Genomic DNA, 23,414 nt, shown 5'->3' with positions numbered 1-23,414 from the left:
TGGGAGGCCTCGGCAGGGTGGCCGCCCCGGCGGACCGGGTTCAGCGCGCCAATGGTATGGGTGCTGCCCGGGGACTGCAACAGAAAAGCGCCTTGCTGCAACGGATCTGGTGCCCGTTTGGTGCTGAATCGCCCAAATCAGGGTGCCGATCGCAACGCCACGGCCCCCTCCGTCACGAGTTTGGCGCCGCGCAGCGCACCCAGGCCGCCGCCGCAGGCGATCCACTCGGGGGAGCCTGGCGGCAACCAGCCCCGCAGCGCCTCGAGGCTGGCCAACTGTCGCGGCCAGTGGAAACAGCGCGCCGTGCGCAGCGGGGCGATCGCATTCGGGCCAACGGGGGCCAGCAGCCTGCCGCAGAACAGCACATCCAGCTCTGGGCCGCGGGCATGCACCACGCAGGCACCCGGCGTGGGCCCAGGCGTCCAGAGCAGGCGTACCCCCGGCGCCAGCTCACACGTCGCCCCGAAGCTGCGCAGCGGCGCCACCCCCGGCAACAGGTAGGCCTCCTGCTCCTGCACCAGCACCTCCCAGCCGATGGCCTGCTGCACGCGGCGGCAGCGGCCGTGGCCCTCGCGACTGGTGAGCACCAGCAGCCCAGGTCCGCGGGCGCTCAGCCAGTCGAGGTTGGCCTGGCTGTAGCCGGGGCAGTCGATCAGCAGATCAAAGCTCAGGCCAGTGGCGCTGGCCTCCAGCAGCCAGCTGCTGCCCCCCTGGCTGTCGCGGCTGGGGGCGAACAGCCACAGGCCGGGCCGCACCGCCTGGGGAGGGCGGCCGGGCTCAGCTGGAAGGGCAAGTGCTGACAGTGGCCTGAGCCGGGAAGGTCTGTCTAGTTTGTTGGGCAAGCTGGCCCGAGCCGTTGTCTGCCCCATCCATCTCGGCCCCAGCGGCGCCCGTGGCGACCCGCCGGAGTCGTCCCGGAGCCATCCATCCCGGGCGCCCGGGCCCGCTGGGTTCCTCCCTCACCTCCCGCGGGGTGAACTTCTCGGTGGTGGCTCCTCGGGCCACCCGGCTGGAGCTGCTGCTGTTCAGCCACCCGGACGCCCTCGAACCCAGTCGCGTCGTGGCGCTCGATGGCCGCCACCGCTCCGGCGATCACTGGCATGTGGAGGTGGAGGGCCTGGGGCTGGGCTGCTGCTACGGCTACCGGGTGTTCGGCCCCCTCCAGCCTGGCGGCCACAGCTTTGCCCCGTCCAAGGTGCTGCTAGATCCCTGCGCCCGGGCCATCGCCGGCTGGCAGGGCTATCGCCGCGACGCCGCGGTCGGCGCCGCCCCCAACAGCTCCTGCTGCCTGCGGGGCGTGGTCACCGAGCGCGACCGCTTTGATTTCGAAGCCGCGCCCCGCCCACGCCACAGCTGGCAGCGCAGCGTGATCTACGAGCTGCATGTGGGGGGCTTCACCCAGGGGGCCGGCTGTCCGGTGACGTCCGATCGCCAGGGCACCCTGCTGGGGCTGATCGACACCCTGCCCCAGCTGCGGGAGCTGGGCATCACCGCGATCGAGCTGTTGCCGGTGATGGCCTTCGATCCCGGCGACGCGCCGCCGGGCCGCCAGAACCACTGGGGCTACAGCCCCTTGAGCTGGATGGCCCCCCACCCGGACTACCTGGTGGGGAACGATCCCCTCGGCGCCCGCGACCAGGTGCGGCAGCTGGTGAAGGCCTGCCACCTGGCGGGCATCGAGGTGCTGCTGGATGTGGTCTACAACCACACCAGTGAGGGCAACCAGCACGGCCCCACCCTGAGCTGGCGCGGCTTCGCCGACCGCCTCTACTACCAGCAGAGCGCCCTGGGCGAGTACCAGGACGTGAGCGGCTGCGGCAACACGATCGCCGCCAACCGGCCGCTGGTGCAGCACCTGATCCTGGAATCCCTGCGCTGCTGGGCCACGGAGCTGGGCGTGGATGGCTTCCGTTTCGACCTGGGCATCGCCCTGAGCCGGGGCGAAAACCTGGCGCCCCTGGCCCGGCCACCGCTGTTCGAGGCCATGGAGGCCGACCCTGACCTCGCCGACCTGAAGCTGATCAGCGAACCGTGGGACTGCGGCGGCCTCTACAAGCTGGCCGACTTCCCAGCCCGGCGGGTGTCCACCTGGAACGGCCGCTTCCGCGACGACCTGCGCCGCTTCTGGAAGGGCGATGAAAACTGCTCCTGGGCCGTGGGCCAGCGGCTGAGCGGCAGCCCCGACCTCTACAACCTGATGCCGGCCCACCCGGGTCAGGCCATCACCTTCCTCACGGCCCACGACGGCTTCACCCTGGCCGATCTGGTGAGCTTCAACGGCAAGCACAACCTGGCCAACGGTGAGGACAACCGGGACGGCGACAACCACAACAACAGCTGGAACCACGGCGTGGAGGGCCCCAGCAGCGACCCTGCCGTGAGGGCGCTGCGGGAGCGGCAGCTGCGCAACCTGCTGAGCACCCTGCTGCTGGCTCCAGGCGTGCCCATGCTGCTGATGGGCGATGAGGTGCGACGCAGCCAGGGAGGCAACAACAACACCTGGTGCCAGAACAACCCCCTCGGCTGGATGCACTGGCAGCCCGACAGCAGCGATCTGGCCCTGCGCCGCTTCGTGCGGCGGCTGCTGAGCCTGAGACGGCATCTGGTGGACCTGATCAACCCCGAACTGCCGCTGCAGGAGCGGCCCCAGAGCCGCCACGACGATCACCAGCAGCGCTGGCGCCAGTGGCACGGCGTGGAGATCACCCGGCCGGACTGGGCCAGCTGGTCGCACACCGTGGCCTGGAGCATCAACGACCCCACCCAGGGACCGCTGCTGTGGTGTGCCATGAACGCCTACAGCAAAGCTGTGCACTTCGACCTGCCGGTCTCCACCTCCGGCTGGCTGCGGGTGATCGACACCGCTCTGCCGGCCGGCCAGGACCTGCCGGCCCGTCCGGGGATCTGGACGCCGGCCGGCATCCCCCTGGAGAGCCGCAGCCTGATGCTGCTGGTGGCGCGCCGCCGCCTGGAGGGGGTGAAGCTGGATTGAGCGCCAGGGACCAGGACGCCGCCGCAGGGGAGCGGCAGCAGGCTTAACAATCTGTCACGGTTAACACTTCTTTACACTAGGTTGGTGGTCGTTCCGAGCTGAGTGTCATGGTCTTTGCCCTTCTCTATGCGGTAGCTGCTGCTGTGCTGCTGTGCAGCTCCTTCGCGCTGATGAGCCAGGGCTTCAGCAGGGGTGCAGAGCGGCCGACGATCCGCAGCCGCCACCCGGAGGCTCCCCAGCCCGGTGAGCGCCTGCTCTACGTGGACCTCAACCGCGAGCGCCTCGAAGCCCTCTATCAACAGGCCTCCTGAGCCGTCCCTGGCCTCAAGGGGCCCCATTCCGGATGGGGGCATGCCGTCTCCCATCTGTTTGCTTCGGTCTGCATCCAGACAACCAGCAAAAAGCGGCGCTGTCCCTGGGGACGGCGCCGCTGCTGCGTTGGGGGCTTGGAGCCGGGATCAGCCGAGGCCGATCTGGCCGAGGATGCCCTGGCCGGTGAGAACTTCGGTGGCAAGACCGATCACGAAGCCGAGCATGGCCAGGCGGCCATTCCAGGTTTCGGCGAAGGCCACGAAGCCGAAGCGAGAAGCGGAGTCAGTCATGGTTGCGCTTGGTTGCGAAACGTGAAGAAATAGTAACAGTGGTTGGAGCCTTTTGGGGCGCCGCGGGGCCCGAAACGGGGGGCGGTTTTCCGGCCCTGCCCCTTTCTCAGTCAACACTTCACGTTTCGTTACCCAGCTTGCCAGAGTTTGGGGAGATCTCCCTTGAACGATGACCACCGCCCAACTCCTCGAGGGCTTCGCCGGGCTCACCGGCTCCCTGATGGCCCTCTGGCTGCTGCGCCTGAACCGGCCCGACCTCGCCCCGGCCGAGACCGCCGGCCCGCTCACCCGCCTGTTGCAACGTCCGGCTGTGCAGGGCGGTTTGAGCCGCTATGTGCTCGAGAAGGGCACTGCCGCCAACCTCGGCCTGCTGGCCCTGCGGCTGGCGATCGGCCTGATGATGATTCACCACGGCCAGGACAAGCTCGCCAATCCCCAGGCCTTCGCCGACACCTATGTGGCGCCGCTGCACCTGCCCTTCCCCCTGCTGCTCGCCTACGTGGCCGGCTTCTCGGAGGTGGTGGGCAGCTGGCTGCTGATCCTGGGCCTGCTCACACCGCTGGGAGCCCTGGCGATCACCGGCACCATGGCCGTGGCCGCCTATCACCACATCCTCACCGCCGGGCTCAACATCTACGTGCTGGAGCTGGTGGTGCTGTACCTCGGCGGCAGCCTGGCCCTGCTGTTGCTCGGCCCTGGGCGCCTTTCCTTTGACGGCGCCATCACCGCTGAACTGGTGCGCGAGTCGGTCGATGGTCCCCGCGACGGCCGTCCGGCTGCCCAGCCCCAGGCAGTTGCCGTCAGCGCCGGTCAGGGAGCCTGAGCGCCCAGCCCTCACACCCGGGGCCTGGACCATGGCTCCATGGTGCGCCTGCTCACAGTTCTGGGCTGCCCCCTGCGGCGCCGTCACCACTGCCGGGATGGCAATGGCGAAGGCGAGGCCTGCGAATCGCTGCTCTGAGGGCCATGGGCCCGCACCGTGGCGATCTGGCGGTAATGGGGGCTGGCGGCGCTGTCCACCGCGAAGGCGGTCCAGGAGGCGGCAGCCGCGGGCTCATCGCTCAGCACCGGCCATTCGAGGCGGACCCCCGCGTAGGTGATCCCCACGCAGGTGAGGTCCGGGTCGTCGGCCATCAGGGACCACAACAGATGCAGGGAGCTGCGGCGGTAGTCCGAGGCCGAGGGGCAGCAGGAAGGATCAGCGATGAAGCCTGGCGCCAGGGTGATGGCCTCAGCCCGCTCCCAGCAGAGGTAGGTGCCGTCGTCGGTGGGATAGAACCAGCAGGCTTCGTTCTCTGCCTGGTGCAGCGGGAAACGGTCCAGGGCGACGGCCTTGGTGCGGTCGTCCTCCAGCGCGTAGACCGCCAGCCACAACTGCGGCGGATCGAAGCGCGGGATCACCGCATCGCAATAGAGCTGGGTCGCAGGAGCCTGGGGCAGCCCCTCGGGAATGGTGCCGTTGAATGGAAGTGCCTCCAGGCCTGAGCCAGGCTCGGCAAGGCCCGGGGGTGCAGCCTCCGGCAGGGCATAGAGCCGGAAGGCCGCCGCTTGGCGGATGCCGTGGCGCTGGGCCAGGCTCAGCTGCTCCCAGTCGGTGTCGCCATCAGGAGGCAGGCCCGACTCAGGAGCCAGCACGAAAGCCAGTGACGCGGACATGAGCTGAGCTCCGGTTTCTGGGTGTACAGCCCCCCCTGGGGATCCAGCATGGCGGCGAACCCTCAGGCCAGCCGCGGCAACCGGCAGCCGAGCTGGATCACGCCCTGATCCAGAAGCCTGCCGAGGCGCAGGGCCGCGGCCTCCTCCACCCGGGAAAACTCCGTCTGGCGCCTGGCCAGCCAGTTCAGCTCTTCAGGAGTGATCACCCCGGTGGCCATCGACTCGAGAAACAGTTCGCCCATGGTCATGGCGATGTTACGAAGTGTGTTCATCCTGGCATCCTTCTGGGGGAGCCGTGAAGAGGGGGCGTTGCGAAGCGGCTGTCGCCTGGACGACCACGGTCTGGCCCGAGACTGGCCGTCATGAACCGTCGCTCCCTGCTGGTGCTGCTCGGCCTGGCGACAGCCGGATCGGCCCAGGCCGGGCGGGCCAGGCCAGGACGCGCCTCGCCAAGCCCGATCCGCGGCAGTGGCCGCAGCGGCGGGCTGCCCTTTCAGCCGGTGCCCACGCCGCTGCCCCTGCCCCTCGATGGCCTCAGCGCCGCGGAGCAGCGCCGCCACTACGGCCAGGTGCGCCTGGAGGATCGCCTCGTGGTGCCGGCTGGCTACCGGGCCGATCTGCTGGCGGTGTGGGGGGATCCGCTGGGGGATGGGAGCTTCGGATACAACAACGACCACCTCGCCTACCTGGCCCTGGCGCCGGGGCAGGCCCTGCTCACCGTCAATTTCGAGTACATCAGCCCCCTTCCCTGGGCGGAGGGGCTGGGTGAAGCCCGCGGCCTCAGCCTGCCCCTGGAGCAGCTCCAGGCGGCCCTGGCCGATCGCAACTCCCGGGTGGATGCCACCGCCCTGGCCAGTGGCGATTCCTTGCTGGCCATGGTGAAGGAGGTGGCCGGCGCTGCCCTTGAGGATCTCGGCATCGGCGTGGCGGGCCTGGAGCAGGGGCCCGAAGGCCGCTGGCGCCGCCAGCCAGGGCGCTTCGACCGCCGCATCAGCGGCCTCAGTGGCCTGCAGGATCCCGCCCAGGCCCTGCGCGCCAGTGGGCCGGCGGCGGCGGTGTTCCGCGCCGAGCGCCGTCTCGGCTACGACGACGGCCTCGGCGAGCGGATCATCGGCACCTTTGCCAACTGCGCCGGCGGCACCACCCCCTGGGGCACCGTGCTCAGCGCCGAGGAGAACATCCAGACGCAGGTGTGCGAGGCGGTGTACGCCGATGGCTCCTCCCTGGATCCGTCTGAGCTCCCCTTCCACTGGGACGGCCGCAGGCTCCGCGGCCTGGGCAACCCCTTCGCCCTGGCGGGCAACAAGTACGGCTGGATCGTGGAGGTGGATCCACGCCGGCCCCAGCGGCCTGCGGTGAAGCACACGGCCCTGGGGCGCTGCCGCCATGAGGCCGTGGCCGTGAAGGCCGAGGCGGGCCAGCCCCTGGTGCTGTACTCCGGTTGCGACCGCCACGGCGGCCACCTCTACCGCTTCGTGAGCGCGGGCCGGGTCCGAGACCCCCTGGATCCGGCCAATTCCGCCCTGTTCAGCGCCGGGCGCCTGGAGGTGGCCCAGTTCGGCGCCGGCGCCAGGGGCGCTGGATTCCGCTGCTGCCCTCCACCGCCCTGGCGCCCCAGCTCCCCAGCCACTACCAGCGCTGGGGCCTGAGCCAGGCCACGCGGCTGCCCGATCCCGACCGCCGCCAGCCCGGCGCCGTGGACCTCAGCAGCGATGCCGAGGTGAAGCGCTACCGCGAGCAGTTCAGCACCCTGGCCTCCCTCTACCCCGGCACAGGGGACGCCCAGCTCGGCGCGATCCTGATCGATGCCCATCTGGCCGCCAACGCCGTGGGGGCCACCGCCGCCGCCCGCCCGGAAGACACCGTGATCGATCCGGCCACGGGCGATCTGCTGATCGCTTTCACGGCGGGGGGAGCCGATCGGGAGGGTCGGGCCGACCCCGCCATCTTCTCCGGCCCGGCCGGGGAGCCCACCTGGCCCCATGGCTGGGTGATGCGGCTCAGCGAGAGCACGGCCAGCGCCGGCGGCTTCCGCTGGCAGATGGTGGCGGTGGGCGGCCTGCCCTGGGAGGGAGGCATGGGCTTCGCCAACCCCGACAACCTGGAGGTGGATGGGGCCGGCAACATCTGGGTGGTGACCGACCGCTCCTCCGGGGCCAGCCCCGCCGAGGCGTTCGGCAACAACAGTTGCTGGGTGCTGCCGAGGCGCGGGCCGGCCCGGGGCGAGGCCCTCTGCTTCGCCACCGGGCCCATGGAGTGCGAGCTCACCGGGCCGTGCTTCGACAGTGCTGAGCACACCCTGTTCCTGGCCGTGCAGCACCCCGGTGAAGTGCACGGCAGCCGCAGGGCCCAGGAGGTCAGCCGCCACACCACCGCCCTGGTGGATCGCGACGGGGCGGGTTTCGAGCAGGAGCGCTGGGTGCCAACCGGCTCGAACTGGCCCTCGGGCGTGCCCGGCAGGGTGCCCCGGCCTGGGATCGTGGCCATCAGCCGCCAAACCGGCGGGCCGCTGTTGCCCTGAGCGATGTCTCTGTTCTCCTGGCTGGTGATCGTGCATGCCCTGGCCGCCACGGTGTGGACCGGCGGCCACCTGGTGCTGGATCTGGGGGTGTTGCCCCGGGCCCTGCGCCAGGCCAGCGCCGCGCCGATCCGGGCCTACGAGGAGGTGTTTGAGCCCCTGGGGCTCACCGCCCTGGCGATCCAGGTGATCACCGGCCTGGCCATGGCCTGGATCTACCTGCCGGGCCTGCAGGGGCTGTTCAACCCGGCGAACCCGATCGCCGTGCTGGTCGGCACCAAGCTGCTGCTGCTGGCCGCCACCGTGGCCCTGGCCCTGGATGCCCGGCTGCGCCTCATCCCCAACCTCAGCGACGCCAGGCTGGGCCCCCTGACCTGGCACATCCGCGCCATCACAGCCCTGGCGATCGCCTTCGTGGTGGTGGGCGCCGGCATCCGGCTGGGGGGCTTCAGCTGAACAGGGGCAACGCCCGGCAGGGCCCACCCGCCAGCATGGGGGGCACTGCCCTCAAGCCATGCTGCTTCCCTGCCCCTTCAGCCTCATCAGCACCGCGGCCCTCGCCGCCAAGCGCCGGCCTGCAGGCCACGGTGCTGCTGCTGCTCACCCTGCTGATCAAGGCCCGCATCCAGATCAAGGCCGCCTCGGCCCTGGGCCTGTTCCTGCTGGCCCTGCAGACGCTGGGGTTCCTGGCCGTGGCAGGAGGTCTTGGCGCGCTGGCTGTAGGCGGAGCGGCTGTGGGTGGTGCGGGGCTGGCGTTCCAGCGGCGCTCCGGCCAAGCGGCGTGAGGGCGTGGCTCTTTGAGGGCGTGAGCGTTTGACCGAGCTCCCCCCCTGGCGCCCCCTGCTGCGGGCCGCCCGTGAGCGAGAAGGACGCTCCCCGGCGGCCCGCTGGCTGCAACTGGCCAGCGTCGCCGCCGCTGGAGGCTGGAGCAGGGCTGGCGCGAGGAAGACCTGAATCCCAGAGATCAGGTCTGTGGGATCAGGTCTGCGGCCGAATCGCCGCAGCAGGAGCACAATGGGAGCGGAGTGGTTTCCGAGCCTCTGGCCCGGAAGGCAACGAGGAAAGTCCGGTGCAACTCCGGCACTGTCCCGCAGCTGTGATGGAGAGACCTGCTCCTGAGTCAGAACGCTCGCCGCTTTGAGTTCTTTCCTGCCCGGCGCGGAAACCGGGAGAAACCATGCAACACCTCCGCTCCAGCCGCTCCCTCGGCCTTCTGGTGGCCCTGGCCACCGCCACGACCCTGCTGCTCGGCCAGCCGGCCCAGGCCCACAACGTGGCCTCAGGCGGCCTGGTGGGAGGCTTCCTGCATCCACTGGCGGGCACCGACCACCTGCTGCTGCTGATCGCCGTTGGCGCCGCGGCCTCCTACCTCTCGGCCGAGCTGCTGCTCTGGGGGCTGGCTGGCGCCCTGGCTGGAGGCGTGTTCGGCGCCATGGGCGGCGGGCTGCCTGGTGCCGAGCTGCTGGCGACCCTGGCCATCCCCGCCGTGGCCCTGCTGGTGCTGCGCAGCCAGAAGTCGCCGCTGGCGCCGGCCCTGGAGCTCTGCGGTGCCTGATCGCTGCAGCCGTGGCCGTGCACGCCATGCTCCATGGTCAGGAGGCTCCGGCCGGTGCCGCCTCAGCGCTGTGGTGGGCGGGTTCCTTCTCCGCCTCGGTGCTGGTGAGCGGCAGCAGCTATCTCGTGCTGCGGCAGCTGCCCAGCCGCTGGACCGCCGCCGTGGCCCTGCTGCTCGCCGTCGCTGGCGCGGCCCTGATCCTCGGCCCGATCGCCTTCGCTGCCCGCTGAACGCCGCAGAGGCGTCAGTTGGCTGACATCTGCACCAGACTGGCCGTGACGGTTCCAGTGGTTCACACCCTGGACGCAAGGAGGAAAGTCCGGTGGGGAGGGGGTTCTTGGACCCTCTGCGAGTCCGGCGCTGTCCCGCAGCTGTGATGGGGTTCGCTCCTGGGAGCACCCCTCAGTCAGAACGCTCGCCGTTGTGATCACCCCTCTCCCCCGGCGCGGACCGGGTTCCACGATGAGCCAAGCCTTTCTTTCCAGCCCTGGAAGCCACCCGCCTTCAGCCTGCCAGGGCCTGCCCGAGCGCTGAGACGCGCCGCAGACGTTCACGTCCCCAACAAGCACTCCAGGGCCGGACCGGGCCGGCGCCAGCCTCTGGTGTCCGCGCCGGCTGATCCGCTCGTGCCGTGATGCCCCCCTCGCCCTCCTGCATGACCACCGATCTCCGGCCAGCCGACTTCGTTCTGGCCCCCTATGCCCGCAGCAGCAACTGGCGCGGCGCCTATCAGATCCTCAGCGCCGTGGGCCCCTACCTGGCCTGCTGGGCCCTGGCCATCCATCTCGCCCAGCGGGCGCCCTGGGCCGTGCCCCTGCTGGTGATTCCCCTGGTGCTGTTCTCGCTGCGCTGCTTCTCCCTGATGCACGACTGCGGCCACCATTCCCTGTTCCGCAGCCGCTGGCTCAACCGGGTGGGGGGCTTCATCCTGGGGCTGGTGAATGCCATTCCCCAGCTGGCCTGGTCCAACGACCACGCCTTTCACCACCGCACCAATGGCGACTGGGAGCGCTATCGCGGCGTCACCGACCTGATCACCACCGACGACTACGCCCAGCTGAGTGCCAGGCAGCAGGCCACCTACGCCTTGCTGCGCCATCCGCTGATGGCCCTCCCCGGTGGCTTCTACTACCTCGCCATCCAGCCCAGGCTGGCGCTTCTCAAGGAGATCTCCCGGGCGGTCCGGGCCCAGGCCGTGCCGCGCTCGGCCGAGTTCTGGGATCTGCTGCTGAACAACGTGGTGCTGATCGCCCTGGTGGTGGCGGCCGGCCAGCGCTGGGGATTCGGCCTGGTGCTGGGGCTCTACGGCGTGACCCTCACCTTCTCGGCAGCCCTGTTCCTGTGGATCTTTTTCGTTCAGCACATCTTTGAGGGCAGCTACGCCCACAACACCGAGGGCTGGAGCCACATGCAGGGAGCTCTGGAAGGCACCAGCTATCTGCAGATGCCGGCCTGGCTGCGCTGGTTCACGGCTGACATCGGCTACCACAACATCCACCACCTCTCGGAGCGCATTCCCAACTACAACCTGCGCGCCGCCCACCAGGCCAATGCCCGTCTGCTGGCGGCTGTGCCCTGTCTGCGACTCGGCGACATGCTCAGTTGCGCCCAGTTCAAGCTCTGGGATCGGGAGACTGAGCGCCTGGTGCCCTGTCCGGAGCAGGTCGATGCCGTGGCCTGACTTGCCGGCTTGGCCAGGGCAGCCGTGGCGGGGACCGAGGTCCTGGCATGGGCAGGAATCCGCCTGCTCAGGGGCCTGGGAACCGCGCTTTCTGGAGCAGAACAGCCTGCTGATCGGCCATGCCGCCTGGGATGGTTATCGGCTCAGCGGCCGGGGTCTGCTGATCTGCCACCTGGCCGCTCCGCTCGAACCTGAGCACGACTGGCGCCTCGACGGCGTGCGGTTCAGCCGGCGCTATGTGGCGCGAAGCGAGGTGACCGCCCAGCTGCGCCACCAGGGGCTGGGACCGGCAGCGATCCGTCCGAGCCTGGGGGCCCTCGACAGCTACGACCCGGCCAGGGAGCTGGTGGTGCTGCTGAGTGGCCATGGCCCCGAGCTGATCGCCCTGCTCAGGAAGCTGCCCACGGCGCCACCGACCTGCTTTGAACTGGTGGAACGGCGCTGGAGTGAATTCGCCTGCGCCGCAGTGCCGTGACCCAATAACACCTGATTATGCGCATAAACGCGTAGAGTGATGACTTCGATGCGCTGCAGCCGCCATGGCCACCGCCCCCTGGCCCTTCGCCCTGCTGATGGCCCTGCAGCGGCGCCTGGTGTGGGCCATCCCAGCCGCCATGCTGCTCGGCCTGGCCTGGGGGGTGACCCTGCCCTCGGCCTGGCTGGTGAGCCTGGTGATGCCCCTCACCTTCCTGATGGTGTATCCGATGCTGATCGACCTGCGGTTGCCGCTGCTGCTGGGTGGCAGAGACCTCAGGCTGCAGCTCACGGCCCAGGCGATCAACTTTCTGGTGATCCCGTTCGTGGCCCTGGCGATCGGCCGGCTGTTCTTCGCCAGCCAACCCCTGGTGGCCCTGGGCCTGTTGCTGGCGGCGCTGCTGCCCACCAGCGGCATGACCATCTCCTGGACGGGGTTTGCCAAGGGCAACCTGGAAGCAGCGGTGCGCATGACCGTGGTGGGGCTGGTGCTTGGGTCCCTGGCCACACCGCTCTACGCCAGGGTGCTGATGGGCACAGCGGTGGACGTGCCGATGGCCAGGGTGTTCCAGCAGATCCTGCTGATCGTGTTCCTGCCGCTGCTGCTGGGGCAGATCACCCGCGTGGCGCTGATCGCCGCCAGGGGCGCGGAGCACTACAGGAAGGTGATCAAGCCACGGTTGGCCCCCTTCTCCACCCTGGGCGTGGTGGGCATCGTGGCCGTGGCCATGGCGCTCAAGGCGCCCCTGATCGTGGGCCAGCCCCTGCTGCTGGTGCGCATGCTGATCCCGCTGCTGCTGCTCTACGGCATCAACTTCGCCCTCAGCACCCTCGTGGCGCGCCGCTTCTTTCCCCGCAGCGACGGCATCGCCCTCGTGTACGGCACGGTGATGCGCAACCTCTCGATCGCCCTGGCCCTGGCGATGACGGCCTTCGGGCCCGAGGCTCCGAGATCGCCCTGATCATCGCCCTGGCCTACATCGTTCAGGTGCAGGCCGCCGCCTGGTATGTGAAGGCCACCGACCGCCTGTTCGGTCCTGCGCTGGCGGCGGAAGCCCCGGCCTGACGGGCCCGTGAGCGGTCCAGCTGCGGCTGCTTCCCCTGCGCCCCGCTGCCATGCCCTGGACGGCGCCCGCGTGCTGGCCGTGCTGCTGCTGATTCCCTTCCACGCCGCAGCGGTGTTCTACGCGGGCGATCTGGGCACGTTCTATGTGAGCAACCCCGAGAGCAGCGCTGCCCTGGGGGGCTTTCTGGTGCTGGTGCATCAGTGGCACATGCCCCTCTTTTTCTTTCTGGCGGGCTCGGCGAGCTGGTACTCCCTGCGATCGCGCGGTGCGGGGGCCTACCTGCGCGAACGCCTGCAACGGCTGCTGCTGCCCCTGGGGGTGGGCATCCTGGTGCTGGTGCCGCCCCAGGTGTACGTGCACGACCTGCAGAGCGTGGATTCAGCCCTGGGCTACCTGCGCTTCTACCCCCACTTCTTCGATGGGATTCGGCCGACGGGTCACTTCGAGTGGGCCCACCTCTGGTTTCTGGCCTACCTGCTGGTGATCACCCTGCTCTGCCTGCCGCTGCTGGGCCGGCTGAGTGCTCAGGCCAGCCCCAGCCCACCTGAAGGCGGTGCAGGCTGGCGGGTGAGCCTGGGCTCGTTGCTGCTGCTGGCCCTGCCCCTGATGCTCTCGGAGGCCCTGTTGCGGCCCCGCTGGCCGGGCTTCCAGAACCTCTACGACGACTGGGCCAATCTGCTGCTCTACCTGCTGTATTTCGTCTACGGCTACCTGTTCTGCCACCAGGGCGGCTTCTGGGTGGTGCTGGATCGGCGCCGCCGGCTCCTGGTGGCGCTGGCGATGGTGGGCATGGCGGTGTTCCTGGCCCTCACGCTCAGCGGCGCCACGCCCGCTGCGGGCGATGAGTCTGCTGCCGCCCAGCTGTTCCAGGCCTTTCGCGGCTGGAACAGCTGGTGCGCCGTGCTGGCCCTGGTCGCCCTGGCGCGCCGCTTCCTGAAGGCACCCCATCCGCTGGTGAGCTACGGCAGCAAGGCCGCCATGCCGCTCTACCTGCTGCACCAGCCGGTGCTGGTGGGCCTGGGCTGGTGGGTGGTGCCGCTGCCGCTCGCCATCGGCGCCAAATTTGCCCTGATCTGCGCCGGCTCCCTGCTGATCAGCCTGGGCCTCTACGAGGGGGTGATCCGGCGCCTGGGCCCCCTGAGCCCGTGTTTTGGCCTGGTGGGCCGGCCCTGAGCGCACTCCCCATGCAGCGCCTCTCGATCATCATTCCCACCCTCAATGAGGCCACCTGCCTGGCCGCCACCCTGGAGCGGCTGCAGGCCCTCGACCCGCCGGCCTGGGAGGTGCTGGTGGTGGATGGCGGCAGCCACGATCACACCACCGCCATTGCGGCGTCAGCGGGGGTGCGGGTGCTCCAGTCGCCGGCCACCGGCCGGGCGGTGCAGATGAATGAGGGGGCTCGCCAGGCCAGTGGGGCGCTGCTCTGTTTCCTGCATGCCGACACCCTGATCCCCACGGATCTGGTGGAGGTGGCGGAACGCGCCCTGGCCGATCCCTCGGTGGCCTGCGCCGGCTTTGTCTCCCTGATGCGCTCAGGCCAGCGCACCTGCTGGGGCGTGTCGGGGCTGAACCTGCTGAAAACCTATCTGGCGCCGCTGCTGTTTCGGCCGCTGCAGTTCCTGCGGGGGCTGAGGCTGCTGTTTGGCGATCAGGTGATGATCACCCGGCGCCACACCTTCTGGAAGGGCGGAGGTTTCGATGAAGCCCTGCCCCTGCTGGAAGACGGTGACCTCTGCCTGAGGCTGCTGAAGCAGGGCAGGATCCGGCTGATCCGCCGGGTGGTGGTGAGCTCCGATCGTCGGGTGCGGGCCTGGGGGGCCGGCAAGGCCATCGCCACCTATCTCGGCATCGGCATCCTCTGGGGCCTGGGCCTGCCACCTCGGCACCTGCGGCGCTTCTATGACGACGTTCGCTGAGAGGGCGCCGACTCAGCCCCTCTGCTGATTGAGGCTCCAGTCGTAGGGCAGGAACCGCACCTGGGGCTCTGGACCTGGGGGAATTCCATCTCCCAACCGGGGCAGGATGTAGCCGGGCAGAGAGGCGTTCACCGCCAGAAAGTCAGTCCGGTACCACTGAAAGATCCGGCTGACCCAGAGGATGTTGCGCTCCCGCTCGAAGCGCACCTTGGCGGGGTTGTGGATGAAGCGGTGAAGGTCAGCTTCGAGCTGCTGCTCCACGGCGTCGGTGCGGTAGGCGCGCTGGCGGAGCAAGGGACAACCCACCGAGGCACACACGATCGCGAAGTGAATGCGCGGATCCCCCAGCTGGCGCAACAGCTGATTTTCGATCTGGGCCAGGCTGAAGCAACCGTCCTGCAGCCGGTGCAGCGGCCGCTGAAAGAAGCGCAGAAAACCGACCCAGTTCGGCAGTCCCAGCAGGCTGGGGCGGATCGAGGCGATCGGGTAGGCCTCCAGCACGGCCTGAACCGTGAAGGCGTTGTAGAGGTTGATCCAGTGGGCCAGCTGCTCCTGGGGCCCTTCGGTGTGGGCCGTCTGGGCGGCCAGCCAGGCGCGGAGGGTGGCCACATCCCTGCTCTGCCAGCCGGCGTAATCCACCCTGCCGTCGCCATCCACATAGCGCTGCAGCAGCTGGTCCCAGACGGCCGGGTCTTTCAAGCGGCAGGGGGCGAAGGGGCAGAGGGCATCCGCTCAGGTGAGGTTGCCCTCGCGCTGATCCGGCATTGAGGGCGGTGTGGGCGGTGGCTGCAACACCGGCAGCAGGCTGTTCAGGCCCAGCATCACGAACGACAACGCCCCCACCAGGGCCAGCAGCCGCATGCCGAGGGGCAAGCCCCGATCCACCAGCCTGTCGTCGGCATCCTGGTCGTCGGGCTCGGGGGGCAGGGGCGTCATCGGGGGAAGCGGCTCAGCAGCCCATTCTCGCTGCCGCTGGCGAAGGGGGCAGGCGCCTTGGCGTGGAGCGCTTGCCTCCCTTGACTCTCCAGCTGGATGGAGACCATACGGTGGACTGAACCGCTTCGTTGTCCCCTTTCCCCATGGTTGGATCCGCCTTTCGGTTCGGAGTGTCCGCACTGGCTCTGGCTTCGTTGCTCTCCTCCCCGGCCCTGGCCCAGGTGGATCCCCACGAGGGTCATCACGGCATGGACGGCATGCCAGGCATGACGACCCCAGGCCACGCCCATGACGTGGGCCCCGCCGGCGCCACCTACGACCTGCGCTTCCTCGACGGCATGGTGCAGCACCACACCGGCGCCCTGCGCATGAGTGAATTCGTCTTCGGCATTGACCAGCCCGGTGTGGGGGCCCTGGGCAACACGATCTGGCGGGATCAGGCCAGCGAAATCCGCGCCATGGGGCTGTGGCGCAAGGCCTGGTATCCCCAGGCGCCGGTGTATCCCGTGGCGCTGGCGCCTGGCGGCGATCCCAACAGCCTCTCCGGCCTCACCCGCATGAGCCAGGCCCAGATCGAGGGCATGCGGATGATGGGCGCCGGACCCACCCTGGAGAACCGGGTGGTGTGGTTCCTCGAGGGCATGATCCACCACCACGGCGGGGCGCTGATCATGGCCCACGACGCCCTGGCCAAAAGCACCAACACCACGATCCGGCGCTTCGCGCGGGCTGTGATCGTGGCCCAGCGGGCCGAGATCATCGAGCTGCGCCGGATGCTGGCGGTGGAGGGATTGCGCAAGCCGGAGTACTCGCAGTACGACAAGCTCTTTGCCCTCTGAGCGGCCAGGCCGAGCGGCAGGGGGGCGTTCATGTGGCGCTGGTCATGATGGTGGGCCTGGCTGACTACTCCACCTCGAGCCTGCCCCGCACCATGTTCATGCCGCAGTGGAAGGGATAGCTGCCGGCAGCCCTGGCCGGCAAGTCCACGGAGGTGGTGGCATCCAGGGGCAGATCGAGGGATTGGTGGAAATCGGGGAAGATCACCTTCGCCACGCAGCCGCTCGGATCGATCCGGTGAAAGCTGAGCCGCACCGGCTGGCCGGCCTTCACCCGGATCCGCGAGGGGGCATAGCCGCCGTCCACGGTGATGGTGATCTCCTGCAGGCCGTGCTCCCCCTCGCGGGCCGCCACGCCACCACCATGGCGGCCGAGGAACCACCACAGCTCCCAGATGATCAGTGCCACCCCTGCGCCGGCCACCAGGACCTTCAGCAGCACAGGCTGCTCGATGCTGCGCCAGAGCGGCTCGGCGGTGGAGGCGCTGGTGGCAGCGGCAGCGAGGCCAGGCAGGAGCGACATCAGGGCTGGGAGTGTCATCAGGCAGCCCTCGGCAGGGGCGCAGGCCGGAAGCGGCGCAGCCGCAGGGCATTGCTCACCACCGACACGGAGCTGAAGGCCATGGCAGCGCCGGCCAGCATCGGGCTCAGCAGCCAGCCGGTGAGGGGGAACAGCACACCGGCGGCGATCGGGATGCCGGCCACGTTGTAGGCGAAGGCGAAGAACAGGTTCTGGCGGATGTTGGCCATGGTGTGGCGGCTGAGCTCGATCGCCGCCGGCACGCCGGCCAGGTTGCCGGAGATCAGGGTGACGTCGCTGGCGGCGATCGCCACATCGGTGCCGGTGCCCATGGCGAGGCCCACGTCGGCCTGGGCCAGGGCGGGGGCGTCGTTGATGCCGTCGCCCACCATCGCCACCGGGCCCTCCCCCTGCGCCTGCAGCCGTTGCACCACCGAGGCCTTGTCGGCGGGACGCACCTCGGCCACCACCCGCTCGATCCCCACCTGGGCGGCCACCACCTCGGCGGTGCGGCGGGCGTCACCGCTGAGCATCACCACCTGCAGACCCAGCCGCCGCAGCGCCGCCACCGCTGCCGTGGCACTGGGTTTGAGCGGATCGGCCACCCCGAAGCAGGCCTCGATCCGTCCGTCCACCACCACGGCCGCCACACTGCAGGCCAGGGCCTCCAGGCGCTCCACCAGGGGCTCGAGGGCCGCGGTGTCGATGCCGAGTTCGGGGAGCCAGCGGGGGGTGCCGACCCGCACCTGCTGGCCGGCGATCACCCCCTGCACGCCGCGTCCCGCCACGGCCTCGAAGTCCGTCACCGCCGGCAGATCGCCCGGCTGCAGCTGGTGTGTGGCATAGGCCACGATCGCCTCGGCCAGGGGATGCTCCGAGCGGGATTCCAGTGCGGCCGTCAGGGCCAGCAGGGTGTCAGCCGGCAGCGCGCCACCGTCGAGTCGCTCGAACTGGGTCACCTCCGGCTGGCCGCGGGTGAGGGTGCCGGTCTTGTCGAGCACGATGGTGCGCAGCGTGCCGGCGGTTTCGAGGGCCTCGGCGCTGCGGAAGATCAGGCCGTTCTCCGCCCCCTTGCCGGAGGCCACCATGATCGAGGTGGGGGTGGCCAGGCCCAGGGCGCAGGGACAGGCGATCACCAGCACGCTCACCAGAAACAGCATCGCCAGCACCGCATTGCCGCTCACCAGGAACCAGATCACAAAGGCGGCAATGGCCAGGGCGATCACCGCCGGCGCGAACCAGCTCACCACCTGATCAGCCACCCGCTGCACCCGGGTGCGGGAGCTCTGGGCCTGGCGCACCAGCTCCACGATCTGGGCCAGCACCGTGCCTGTCCCCACCCGGCTGACCCGGAAGGTGAAGCTGCCGCTGCGGTTCATCGAGGCGCCGATCACCGCATCGCCCACCGCCTTGGCCACAGGCGTGGGCTCCCCGGTGAGCATCGATTCCTCCACCCAGGAGCTGCCTTCGCTCACCACCCCATCGGTGGGCAGCTTCTCGCCCGGGCGCACCTGCACCAGATCGCCCACCACCAGCTGTGAGACGGGGATCTGCACTGGCTGGCCGTGACGCAGCACCCGGGCCGTGGGGGGCTGGAGCTGCAGCAGGCGCCGGATCGCCTCGGAGGTCTGCCCCCGGGCGCGGGCCTCCATCAGGTTGCCCAGCAGCACCATGGTGAGGATCACGGCGGCGGTTTCGTAGTAGACGTCTGCCGGCAGGCCCTCGGCGATCAGCAGCTGGGGGAACACGGTGCTGAACAGCGAGGTGAGCCAGGCGATGCCGGTGCCGGCCGCCACCAGGGTGTTCATGTCGGCGCTGTGCTGGCGAAAGGCCGAGGCGGCGCCGCTGAAGAAGCCCCGGCCGCACCAGAACAGCACCGGCGTGGTGAGGATCAGCTGGGTCCAGGGGCTGGTGAACCAGCCCGGCAGGAAGGGCAGGCTGTGGACCCCGAGCATGTGGGGCAGGCTGGCGAGCATCACCAGGGCGGTGAGCACCACCGCCACACTCACCTTGCGGCGCAGCTCGGTGCGTTCCCGGGCCAGCTCCCGCTCCATGCCATCGGCCGCGCCGGCTGGATCCTCGGCATGGCAACAGGGAGGGCTGGCGGACGGGGTGCTCATCGCGGGGGCTGGAGGAAGGGCTGGGGCGCTGCGGGTGACAGTGCCTTTAACCTATGGGCTCTAGTTGGCTGGAGAGTCAAGGCCAGGCTGCTCAAAGCCAGGGGCGGAAAGCCGCTCAGCGAGGGCTACAGTCTCCATTGAGATGGACAGTTTGCTTCCTGTGGCCTGCGCCCCCGTCACCTCCCGCGCGGCTACCACACCACGGGCCGGCCGTTCTCCATGTGTGGCGCCGGCACCTGCAGGCATGAAGATCGGCGCGCTGGCCAGCCGCAGCGGCCTGCCCGTGAAGACGCTCCGTTACTACGAAGAGCTCGGTCTGCTGCCAGCGGTGGGCCGTAGCACCGGCGGCTACAGGCTGTTCGCAGAAGACAGCCTGCGCCGTCTGGAGTTCATCCGGCGGCTCAAGACCCTGGGGCTCAGTCTTGATGACATTCAGGGATGCCTGGCGGTCCACGATGCCGGCCAACTCCCGTGTGGCGACATCCAGCGGCAGCTCCAGCGCCAGATCGATCTGGTGGATGAACGCCTGCGGGAGTTGCGCCAGTTCAGAACGGAACTGCTGGACCTGCTCGGAAACTGGCAGAGCGATCCACAGCCGAACACCAGCGTCATCTGTCCCAATCTCAACGTCTGAACGGGATGGCCTGGGCTGACTGGCTGGCTTGGGGACAGCGACTTCTTGAACGAAGGCCATGAAGATCATCACGGTCATCTCGTATCCGAGAACGGGATCCTCATTGCTGATTCGCAAAATTGGACAATTTCGAGTAACAGCTCTTCTTGAGATCTTCCATGTCAACCCGGCCATAGCAACACGCCATTTGCAACGTGATCGAGCCCTTAGGGCGTGCTCTGAGTTCATTCAAGGATACTCAAGGGAGGTCTATCGTCACGATCCTCTCGCCTTGATTGATGCCATTTCGGAGTTGAAACCCAACTCCGAGGCACTGGTGTTCAAGGTTTTCCCGGCACACTTGTCCGCCGAGGCGCTTGAGAGAGTAGTGGCGCGATCTGACGCTCTGGTGATCCATACCCGAAACCGGCTCCATTCGTTTCTTTCGGATGTGATTGCAACCCGCCTTGGTTCGTGGGGTGGCATGCAGACCGCAGACCAGCACGTGGTTTTCTCTGCCGATTCGTTTCAGTCTTATTCGGCCCACATCCATGACTTTCTATCATTGTCTCTGAAGCTGGCAATCGATCACAAGACCAGCATCTTATTTTCTGATTACGAGACGATTATCGAGCCATCTTGCTGTGCCGACTTTGTGGAGGCAATGTTGACCACCCTTCTCGGCCACAGGCCAAAGACTATGGCGGTCAACACATCTACTGGGCTTCCGGTAAGGCAGGATAGCCGGATACTGGCCACTCAGAAGGTTGCCAACCCTGACGAGCTGGCCGCCTTCCTGGCTCAGCACAGCCTGCAAATGCTCGACAGCGGCATAGTCGATATCGCTTTCTCTGACTACTCTTTGCTTGGCATCGCAACAGCGTGATGACGTCTTCCATGGCCTCTGCAGAGGCCAGTGCGCGTGACCCCGAAGCGGGCTCTGAACACCAGCCCGATTCCATGGCCATCAGGCGTAGAGCCTGAGCCAGGCAGGGGGAAGGTCACGGCATGGATCAGGACGTGATCTGCCAAGCGCTGGACTCAGGGCGCCGGCGCCCCGCTGAGCTGCTCGATCAAGGTGGCGTTGAGCGCGTTTTCGCAGCCCAGCCACACGATCGGCCCGATGCTGCCGCCCTCGACCGGGCGGGTGGTCTGCTCGCACACCTGGCGCCGGCTGGAGCGCCACGGCTCGAGCATGGCGCCCTGGCCCAGCAGGCCCTCCAGGCTCACATCGGCCTGGTTGCGCTGCTGCCAGAGGCAGGCCACGATCTCCTGGGTGTTGCCATCGCAGTCGGGCTGGAAGGGAAACGCCTGCCGCTGCCGCAGCGAATCCTGAAGGCTGTTCTGAGTTGCGGGCGCCTCAGCCGGGGAGGCCTTGCCCAGGGGAGACTCTCCTGAGCGGGCCGCGACCGGAGCCAGGGCTGGCCAGAGCAGCACCGAACTGAGCAGAAGCCAGCAGCGCGGAAGGGAACGGATCACCAAGGCGTGGAGCGGCAAGGCGTGGAGCGGCAAGGCGTGGAGCGGCAAGGCGTGGAGCGGCAAGGCGTGGAGCGGCAAGCGGGCGGCGGGAATCGAACCCGCATCATCAGCTTGGAAGGCTGAGGTTTTACCACTAAACTACGCCCGCATCAGTACGTCTGTACTGCTTCTGGCCCTGTCGGGCTCCGCCATTATGGCCTGCGTTCCGCGTCCCCTCCCCTGCAGCCCTTGGCGCCCACCGCAAGCGAAGCGCCAGCCCCACCGGTGCCCCTCACGGATGCCGCGGATCTGCGCGGAGCGGCCCGTCAGCGCCTGCTCTGGGCCTACGGCCTGGGCGACGCCGGCACCGGCATGGCCGCCTCGCTGATCGGCTTTTACCTGTTCATCTTCTACACAGCAGCGGCCGGGCTGCCCTCCTGGATGGCGGGCCTTGTGCTGATGATCGGCCGCCTCTGGGATGCGGTGAACGACCCGGTGGTGGGCTGGCTCAGTGACAAGACCCAGAGCCGCTGGGGACCGCGCATCCCCTGGATCCTCGGCAGTGCCCTGCCCCTGGGCGTGGCGATGGCGGCGATGTGGTGGCTGCCGCCCGGCAACCAGTGGGTGAAGTTCGCGGTGTTCCTGCTGATCTCGATGCTGGCCAACAGCTTCTACACCGGGGTGAACCTGCCCTATGCCGCCCTGGCGGCGGAACTCAGCACGGATGTGTCGCTGCGCACGCGGCTCAACTCCTCACGCTTCACCGGCTCGATCATCGCCAGCCTGGTGGGCATCGTGCTCGGTGGCCTGCTGCTGCGCGACCACCACAACCCCGCCAGCTACCTGCAGCTGGGCGTGCTCACCGGCCTGCTGGTCACCAGCTCCACCCTGCTGTGCGGCTGGGGCCTGGCCCCGGCAGCCCGCCACTGCCAGCGGCCACTGCAGCACGCCGGCACCACCCGCCGCCTGCTGAAGCGGGTGCGCGCCAACGGCCGCTTCCTGCGCGTTCTGGGCCTCTACCTGCTGCTGTGGTGCGCCCTGCAGATCATGCAGACCGCTGCTCTCATCTACCTGCCGGTGGTGATCGGTCTGCCGGAGAGCTGGAGCAACTGGATCCTGCTGCCCTTCATGGTGAGCACCCTGGCGGGCCTCTGGGTGTGGACGGCGGTGTGCCATCGCTCCGGGCGGCTGCGGGCCCTCCATCTGGGCACCTGGCTCTGGATCGCCGCCTGCCTCTCCGCCATGGTGTTGCCGGCCATGCAAGCCGGCATCGCCCCCTTGGGCTCCCTGGCCAACGGTCTGCGCCTGGCGGCGTTGCTGGCCACGATCATGGTGGCTGGCCTCGGCGCCTCGACGGCCTACCTGATCCCCTGGGCGCTCCTACCGGATGCCATCGACGCTGATCCTGAAAAACCGGCCGGCCAGTACAGCGCCTGGATGGTGCTGGCCCAGAAGATCTGCATCAGTCTGGCCCTGTTCTTCTTCGGCAACATGATGAGCCTGAGTGGCTACCAGGCGGTGCGCGATGCCCTTCAGCCCGCCAGTGCGCTGGTGGCGATCCGGCTCTGCATGGGCCTGATCCCAGCGGTGCTGGTGGTGCTGGGGCTGGTGGTGATGCGTCGCTGGCCGGAGCGGCTCCCTCTTCAGCCATGACCCGTGCTTCTGCCCTGGTGCGTTCCCTGCGGTTGACCCGTTCGCCTGGGTTGCCCAGCTGGCTGCGGGCCCCGCGTTGGCTGCGGCGGCTGGCGGTGAGCGGCCTGATCGGGGGCCAGGCGGTGAGCGCCATCGCCCGCGGCCGCATCGGCGTCAACGACCTGATGAACGAGCTGCTGGAAGCCGGCCCGGGCAGCTTCCTGATCGTGGTGATCACAGCCCTGGCTGCCGGCACCGTGTTCAACATCCAGGTGGTGGCCGAGCTCTCCAAGCAGGGCGCCAGCGCTGCCGTGGGGGGCCTGCTGGCCATGGGACTCTCCCGCGAGATCGCGCCCCTGCTCACCGCCACCCTGCTCACCGGCAAGGTGGCCACCGCCTACGCCGCCCAGCTGGGCACCATGAAGGTGACCGAGCAGATCGATGCGATCACCATGCTGCGCACCGACCCGGTGCAGTACCTGGTGGTGCCGAGGGTGCTGGCGATGGTGGTGATGGCGCCGGTGCAGTGCCTGCTGTTCTTCGGGGTGGGGATCTGGTCGGGGCAGGCCAGCAGTGCCTTCCTCTACAACATTCCCCCCAGCGTGTTCTGGAACTCCGTGCGCACCTGGATGCAGCCGGAGGATCTGCCCTTCATGCTGGTGAAGGCCCTCGTGTTCGGGCTGCAGATCGCCGTGATTTCCTGCGGCTGGGGCCTCACCACCCGGGGCGGCCCCAAGGAGGTGGGCACCACCACCACCGGCGCCGTGGTGATGATCCTGGTCACGGTGGCGCTGATGGACGGCGTGCTCACCTCAGTGCTCTTTGGATGACCCCGCCT

Annotated in this window: 28 protein-coding genes, 1 tRNA gene, 1 pseudogene and 2 riboswitches; of the genes and pseudogenes, 20 read left to right on the top strand and 10 right to left on the bottom strand. The window is 68.9% G+C overall.

The genetic code is table 11. The features are described 5' to 3' along the window. Positions 1-137: 137 nt before the first annotated feature. Positions 138-755 carry an MBL fold metallo-hydrolase gene (locus IQ220_RS03900; protein WP_370566280.1) on the bottom strand — a complete coding sequence of 206 codons (618 nt, stop codon included), beginning with the start codon at positions 753-755 and terminating at the stop codon, positions 138-140. 167 nt (positions 756-922) lie between these two features. Here IQ220_RS03900 and IQ220_RS03895 point away from each other — a divergent pair, with 167 nt between their 5' ends. Together IQ220_RS03895 and IQ220_RS03890 are read left to right on the top strand one after the other, a co-directional pair. Next, positions 923-2,992 (top strand): isoamylase, encoded by a 2,070-nt coding sequence (locus IQ220_RS03895; RefSeq protein WP_193913105.1) that lies wholly within the window; start codon positions 923-925, stop codon positions 2,990-2,992. 107 nt (positions 2,993-3,099) lie between these two features. Continuing rightward, positions 3,100-3,303 carry a hypothetical protein gene (locus IQ220_RS03890; protein ID WP_186697162.1) on the top strand — a complete coding sequence of 68 codons (204 nt, stop codon included), beginning with the start codon at positions 3,100-3,102 and terminating at the stop codon, positions 3,301-3,303. A 147-nt stretch (positions 3,304-3,450) separates the two neighbouring features. On the opposite strand, the gene IQ220_RS03885 is transcribed toward IQ220_RS03890, so the two are convergent. Beyond that, a complete protein-coding gene (locus tag IQ220_RS03885) occupies positions 3,451-3,594 on the bottom strand; it encodes a chlorophyll a/b-binding protein (protein ID WP_186697161.1) in 144 nt (47 codons plus the stop codon). Positions 3,595-3,763: 169 nt separating this feature from the next. On the opposite strand from IQ220_RS03885, the gene IQ220_RS03880 reads away from it, so the two are divergent. Next, complete coding sequence (locus IQ220_RS03880; protein ID WP_186697160.1) at positions 3,764-4,417, top strand: DoxX family protein; 654 nt, start codon at positions 3,764-3,766, stop codon at positions 4,415-4,417. Positions 4,418-4,500: 83 nt separating this feature from the next. On the opposite strand, the gene IQ220_RS03875 is transcribed toward IQ220_RS03880, so the two are convergent. Both IQ220_RS03875 and IQ220_RS03870 read right to left on the bottom strand, forming a co-directional pair. Beyond that, positions 4,501-5,250: a hypothetical protein gene (locus tag IQ220_RS03875; RefSeq protein ID WP_193912734.1), complete on the bottom strand. Its 750-nt coding sequence runs from the start codon at positions 5,248-5,250 to the stop codon at positions 4,501-4,503. Positions 5,251-5,312: 62 nt separating this feature from the next. Then, a complete protein-coding gene (locus tag IQ220_RS03870) occupies positions 5,313-5,522 on the bottom strand; it encodes a hypothetical protein (protein ID WP_370566281.1) in 210 nt (69 codons plus the stop codon). A 90-nt stretch (positions 5,523-5,612) separates the two neighbouring features. Between IQ220_RS03870 and IQ220_RS16385 the strand changes: the two genes are divergently transcribed. The 12 genes and pseudogenes from IQ220_RS16385 (at position 5,613) to IQ220_RS03820 (ending at position 14,461) form a co-directional block, all read left to right on the top strand. Then, on the top strand, positions 5,613-6,899 hold the full coding sequence (locus IQ220_RS16385) for a PhoX family phosphatase (RefSeq protein ID WP_370566282.1): 1,287 nt from the start codon (positions 5,613-5,615) through the stop codon (positions 6,897-6,899). Beyond that, positions 6,833-7,771 (top strand): alkaline phosphatase PhoX, encoded by a 939-nt coding sequence (locus tag IQ220_RS16380; protein WP_370566316.1) that lies wholly within the window; start codon positions 6,833-6,835, stop codon positions 7,769-7,771. Before IQ220_RS16385 ends, IQ220_RS16380 begins: the two co-directional genes overlap by 67 nt. A gap of 3 nt (positions 7,772-7,774) precedes the next feature. After that, the gene (locus IQ220_RS03860) at positions 7,775-8,224 is read left to right on the top strand and encodes a CopD family protein (RefSeq protein WP_193912735.1); all 450 of its coding nucleotides are present in this window, start codon (positions 7,775-7,777) and stop codon (positions 8,222-8,224) included. A 35-nt stretch (positions 8,225-8,259) separates the two neighbouring features. Then, the gene (locus IQ220_RS03855; protein WP_228008777.1) at positions 8,260-8,553 is read left to right on the top strand and encodes a hypothetical protein; all 294 of its coding nucleotides are present in this window, start codon (positions 8,260-8,262) and stop codon (positions 8,551-8,553) included. A gap of 28 nt (positions 8,554-8,581) precedes the next feature. Continuing rightward, a pseudogene (locus tag IQ220_RS03850) lies at positions 8,582-8,689 on the top strand (pyridoxamine 5'-phosphate oxidase); the annotation flags it as partial. A gap of 88 nt (positions 8,690-8,777) precedes the next feature. Continuing rightward, a riboswitch (cobalamin riboswitch) is annotated at positions 8,778-8,920 on the top strand. A gap of 25 nt (positions 8,921-8,945) precedes the next feature. Then, positions 8,946-9,323, top strand: a complete 378-nt coding sequence (locus IQ220_RS15530) for a HupE/UreJ family protein (RefSeq protein WP_228008778.1) — start codon at positions 8,946-8,948, stop codon at positions 9,321-9,323. An 11-nt stretch (positions 9,324-9,334) separates the two neighbouring features. Then, positions 9,335-9,553: a hypothetical protein gene (locus IQ220_RS15525; RefSeq protein ID WP_228008779.1), complete on the top strand. Its 219-nt coding sequence runs from the start codon at positions 9,335-9,337 to the stop codon at positions 9,551-9,553. Between the two features lie 32 nt (positions 9,554-9,585). Continuing rightward, positions 9,586-9,761, top strand: a riboswitch (cobalamin riboswitch). A 196-nt stretch (positions 9,762-9,957) separates the two neighbouring features. Further along, entirely contained in the window at positions 9,958-11,004 is a 1,047-nt protein-coding gene (locus IQ220_RS03840) for a fatty acid desaturase (protein WP_228008780.1), read from the top strand. A gap of 1 nt (position 11,005) precedes the next feature. Continuing rightward, positions 11,006-11,479: a hypothetical protein gene (locus tag IQ220_RS03835; protein WP_193912737.1), complete on the top strand. Its 474-nt coding sequence runs from the start codon at positions 11,006-11,008 to the stop codon at positions 11,477-11,479. Between the two features lie 64 nt (positions 11,480-11,543). Then, positions 11,544-12,440, top strand: coding sequence for an arsenic resistance protein (locus tag IQ220_RS03830; RefSeq protein ID WP_228008781.1), 897 nt, complete (start codon positions 11,544-11,546; stop codon positions 12,438-12,440). 111 nt (positions 12,441-12,551) lie between these two features. After that, positions 12,552-13,718, top strand: coding sequence for an acyltransferase family protein (locus tag IQ220_RS03825; protein WP_193912739.1), 1,167 nt, complete (start codon positions 12,552-12,554; stop codon positions 13,716-13,718). Between the two features lie 11 nt (positions 13,719-13,729). After that, positions 13,730-14,461: a TIGR04283 family arsenosugar biosynthesis glycosyltransferase gene (locus IQ220_RS03820; protein ID WP_193912741.1), complete on the top strand. Its 732-nt coding sequence runs from the start codon at positions 13,730-13,732 to the stop codon at positions 14,459-14,461. 12 nt (positions 14,462-14,473) lie between these two features. Here the strand turns inward: IQ220_RS03820 and IQ220_RS03815 are convergent, their stop codons facing one another. Together IQ220_RS03815 and IQ220_RS03810 are read right to left on the bottom strand one after the other, a co-directional pair. After that, positions 14,474-15,160: a DUF547 domain-containing protein gene (locus tag IQ220_RS03815; protein WP_193912743.1), complete on the bottom strand. Its 687-nt coding sequence runs from the start codon at positions 15,158-15,160 to the stop codon at positions 14,474-14,476. A gap of 33 nt (positions 15,161-15,193) precedes the next feature. Then, a complete protein-coding gene (locus IQ220_RS03810) occupies positions 15,194-15,397 on the bottom strand; it encodes a hypothetical protein (RefSeq protein ID WP_193813906.1) in 204 nt (67 codons plus the stop codon). Between the two features lie 143 nt (positions 15,398-15,540). Between IQ220_RS03810 and IQ220_RS03805 the strand changes: the two genes are divergently transcribed. Then, entirely contained in the window at positions 15,541-16,236 is a 696-nt protein-coding gene (locus IQ220_RS03805) for a DUF305 domain-containing protein (RefSeq protein WP_193912745.1), read from the top strand. A 64-nt stretch (positions 16,237-16,300) separates the two neighbouring features. Here the strand turns inward: IQ220_RS03805 and IQ220_RS03800 are convergent, their stop codons facing one another. Together IQ220_RS03800 and IQ220_RS03795 are read right to left on the bottom strand one after the other, a co-directional pair. Continuing rightward, positions 16,301-16,756: a cupredoxin domain-containing protein gene (locus IQ220_RS03800; protein ID WP_193912747.1), complete on the bottom strand. Its 456-nt coding sequence runs from the start codon at positions 16,754-16,756 to the stop codon at positions 16,301-16,303. A 17-nt stretch (positions 16,757-16,773) separates the two neighbouring features. Continuing rightward, a complete protein-coding gene (locus IQ220_RS03795; protein ID WP_370566283.1) occupies positions 16,774-18,873 on the bottom strand; it encodes a copper-translocating P-type ATPase in 2,100 nt (699 codons plus the stop codon). A gap of 244 nt (positions 18,874-19,117) precedes the next feature. On the opposite strand from IQ220_RS03795, the gene IQ220_RS03790 reads away from it, so the two are divergent. Both IQ220_RS03790 and IQ220_RS03785 read left to right on the top strand, forming a co-directional pair. After that, complete coding sequence (locus IQ220_RS03790; protein WP_193912749.1) at positions 19,118-19,507, top strand: heavy metal-responsive transcriptional regulator; 390 nt, start codon at positions 19,118-19,120, stop codon at positions 19,505-19,507. Positions 19,508-19,565: 58 nt separating this feature from the next. Then, a complete protein-coding gene (locus IQ220_RS03785) occupies positions 19,566-20,372 on the top strand; it encodes a hypothetical protein (RefSeq protein ID WP_193912751.1) in 807 nt (268 codons plus the stop codon). Positions 20,373-20,527: 155 nt separating this feature from the next. Here the strand turns inward: IQ220_RS03785 and IQ220_RS03780 are convergent, their stop codons facing one another. Further along, positions 20,528-21,043: a lysozyme inhibitor LprI family protein gene (locus tag IQ220_RS03780; RefSeq protein ID WP_193912753.1), complete on the bottom strand. Its 516-nt coding sequence runs from the start codon at positions 21,041-21,043 to the stop codon at positions 20,528-20,530. Continuing rightward, positions 21,043-21,113, bottom strand: a tRNA-Gly gene (locus tag IQ220_RS03775). The genes IQ220_RS03780 and IQ220_RS03775 overlap by 1 nt, the downstream gene beginning before the upstream one ends. 80 nt (positions 21,114-21,193) lie before the next feature. On the opposite strand from IQ220_RS03775, the gene IQ220_RS03770 reads away from it, so the two are divergent. Together IQ220_RS03770 and IQ220_RS03765 are read left to right on the top strand one after the other, a co-directional pair. Further along, entirely contained in the window at positions 21,194-22,597 is a 1,404-nt protein-coding gene (locus IQ220_RS03770) for an MFS transporter (protein ID WP_370566284.1), read from the top strand. A gap of 62 nt (positions 22,598-22,659) precedes the next feature. Then, on the top strand, positions 22,660-23,406 hold the full coding sequence (locus IQ220_RS03765) for an ABC transporter permease (RefSeq protein ID WP_193913116.1): 747 nt from the start codon (positions 22,660-22,662) through the stop codon (positions 23,404-23,406). Positions 23,407-23,414 lie beyond the last annotated feature (8 nt).

This window comes from Cyanobium sp. LEGE 06113 (assembly GCF_015207615.1).
Note: the sequence above shows the minus strand (reverse complement) of the source record. Positions and strands in the feature narration are given on the sequence as shown.

Coding starts and splice junctions, on each gene's coding strand:
- IQ220_RS03890 (WP_186697162.1), top strand. CDS start 3,100: ATGGTCTTTGCCCTTCTCTATGCGGTAGCTGCTGCTGTGCTGCTGTGC.
- IQ220_RS03885 (WP_186697161.1), bottom strand. CDS start 3,594: ATGACTGACTCCGCTTCTCGCTTCGGCTTCGTGGCCTTCGCCGAAACC.
- IQ220_RS03880 (WP_186697160.1), top strand. CDS start 3,764: ATGACCACCGCCCAACTCCTCGAGGGCTTCGCCGGGCTCACCGGCTCC.
- IQ220_RS03875 (WP_193912734.1), bottom strand. CDS start 5,250: ATGTCCGCGTCACTGGCTTTCGTGCTGGCTCCTGAGTCGGGCCTGCCT.
- IQ220_RS03870 (WP_370566281.1), bottom strand. CDS start 5,522: ATGAACACACTTCGTAACATCGCCATGACCATGGGCGAACTGTTTCTC.
- IQ220_RS16385 (WP_370566282.1), top strand. CDS start 5,613: ATGAACCGTCGCTCCCTGCTGGTGCTGCTCGGCCTGGCGACAGCCGGA.
- IQ220_RS03860 (WP_193912735.1), top strand. CDS start 7,775: ATGTCTCTGTTCTCCTGGCTGGTGATCGTGCATGCCCTGGCCGCCACG.
- IQ220_RS03855 (WP_228008777.1), top strand. CDS start 8,260: ATGGGGGGCACTGCCCTCAAGCCATGCTGCTTCCCTGCCCCTTCAGCC.
- IQ220_RS15530 (WP_228008778.1), top strand. CDS start 8,946: ATGCAACACCTCCGCTCCAGCCGCTCCCTCGGCCTTCTGGTGGCCCTG.
- IQ220_RS03840 (WP_228008780.1), top strand. CDS start 9,958: ATGCCCCCCTCGCCCTCCTGCATGACCACCGATCTCCGGCCAGCCGAC.
- IQ220_RS03830 (WP_228008781.1), top strand. CDS start 11,544: ATGGCCACCGCCCCCTGGCCCTTCGCCCTGCTGATGGCCCTGCAGCGG.
- IQ220_RS03820 (WP_193912741.1), top strand. CDS start 13,730: ATGCAGCGCCTCTCGATCATCATTCCCACCCTCAATGAGGCCACCTGC.
- IQ220_RS03810 (WP_193813906.1), bottom strand. CDS start 15,397: ATGACGCCCCTGCCCCCCGAGCCCGACGACCAGGATGCCGACGACAGG.
- IQ220_RS03805 (WP_193912745.1), top strand. CDS start 15,541: ATGGTTGGATCCGCCTTTCGGTTCGGAGTGTCCGCACTGGCTCTGGCT.
- IQ220_RS03800 (WP_193912747.1), bottom strand. CDS start 16,756: ATGTCGCTCCTGCCTGGCCTCGCTGCCGCTGCCACCAGCGCCTCCACC.
- IQ220_RS03795 (WP_370566283.1), bottom strand. CDS start 18,873: ATGAGCACCCCGTCCGCCAGCCCTCCCTGTTGCCATGCCGAGGATCCA.
- IQ220_RS03790 (WP_193912749.1), top strand. CDS start 19,118: ATGAAGATCGGCGCGCTGGCCAGCCGCAGCGGCCTGCCCGTGAAGACG.
- IQ220_RS03785 (WP_193912751.1), top strand. CDS start 19,566: ATGAAGATCATCACGGTCATCTCGTATCCGAGAACGGGATCCTCATTG.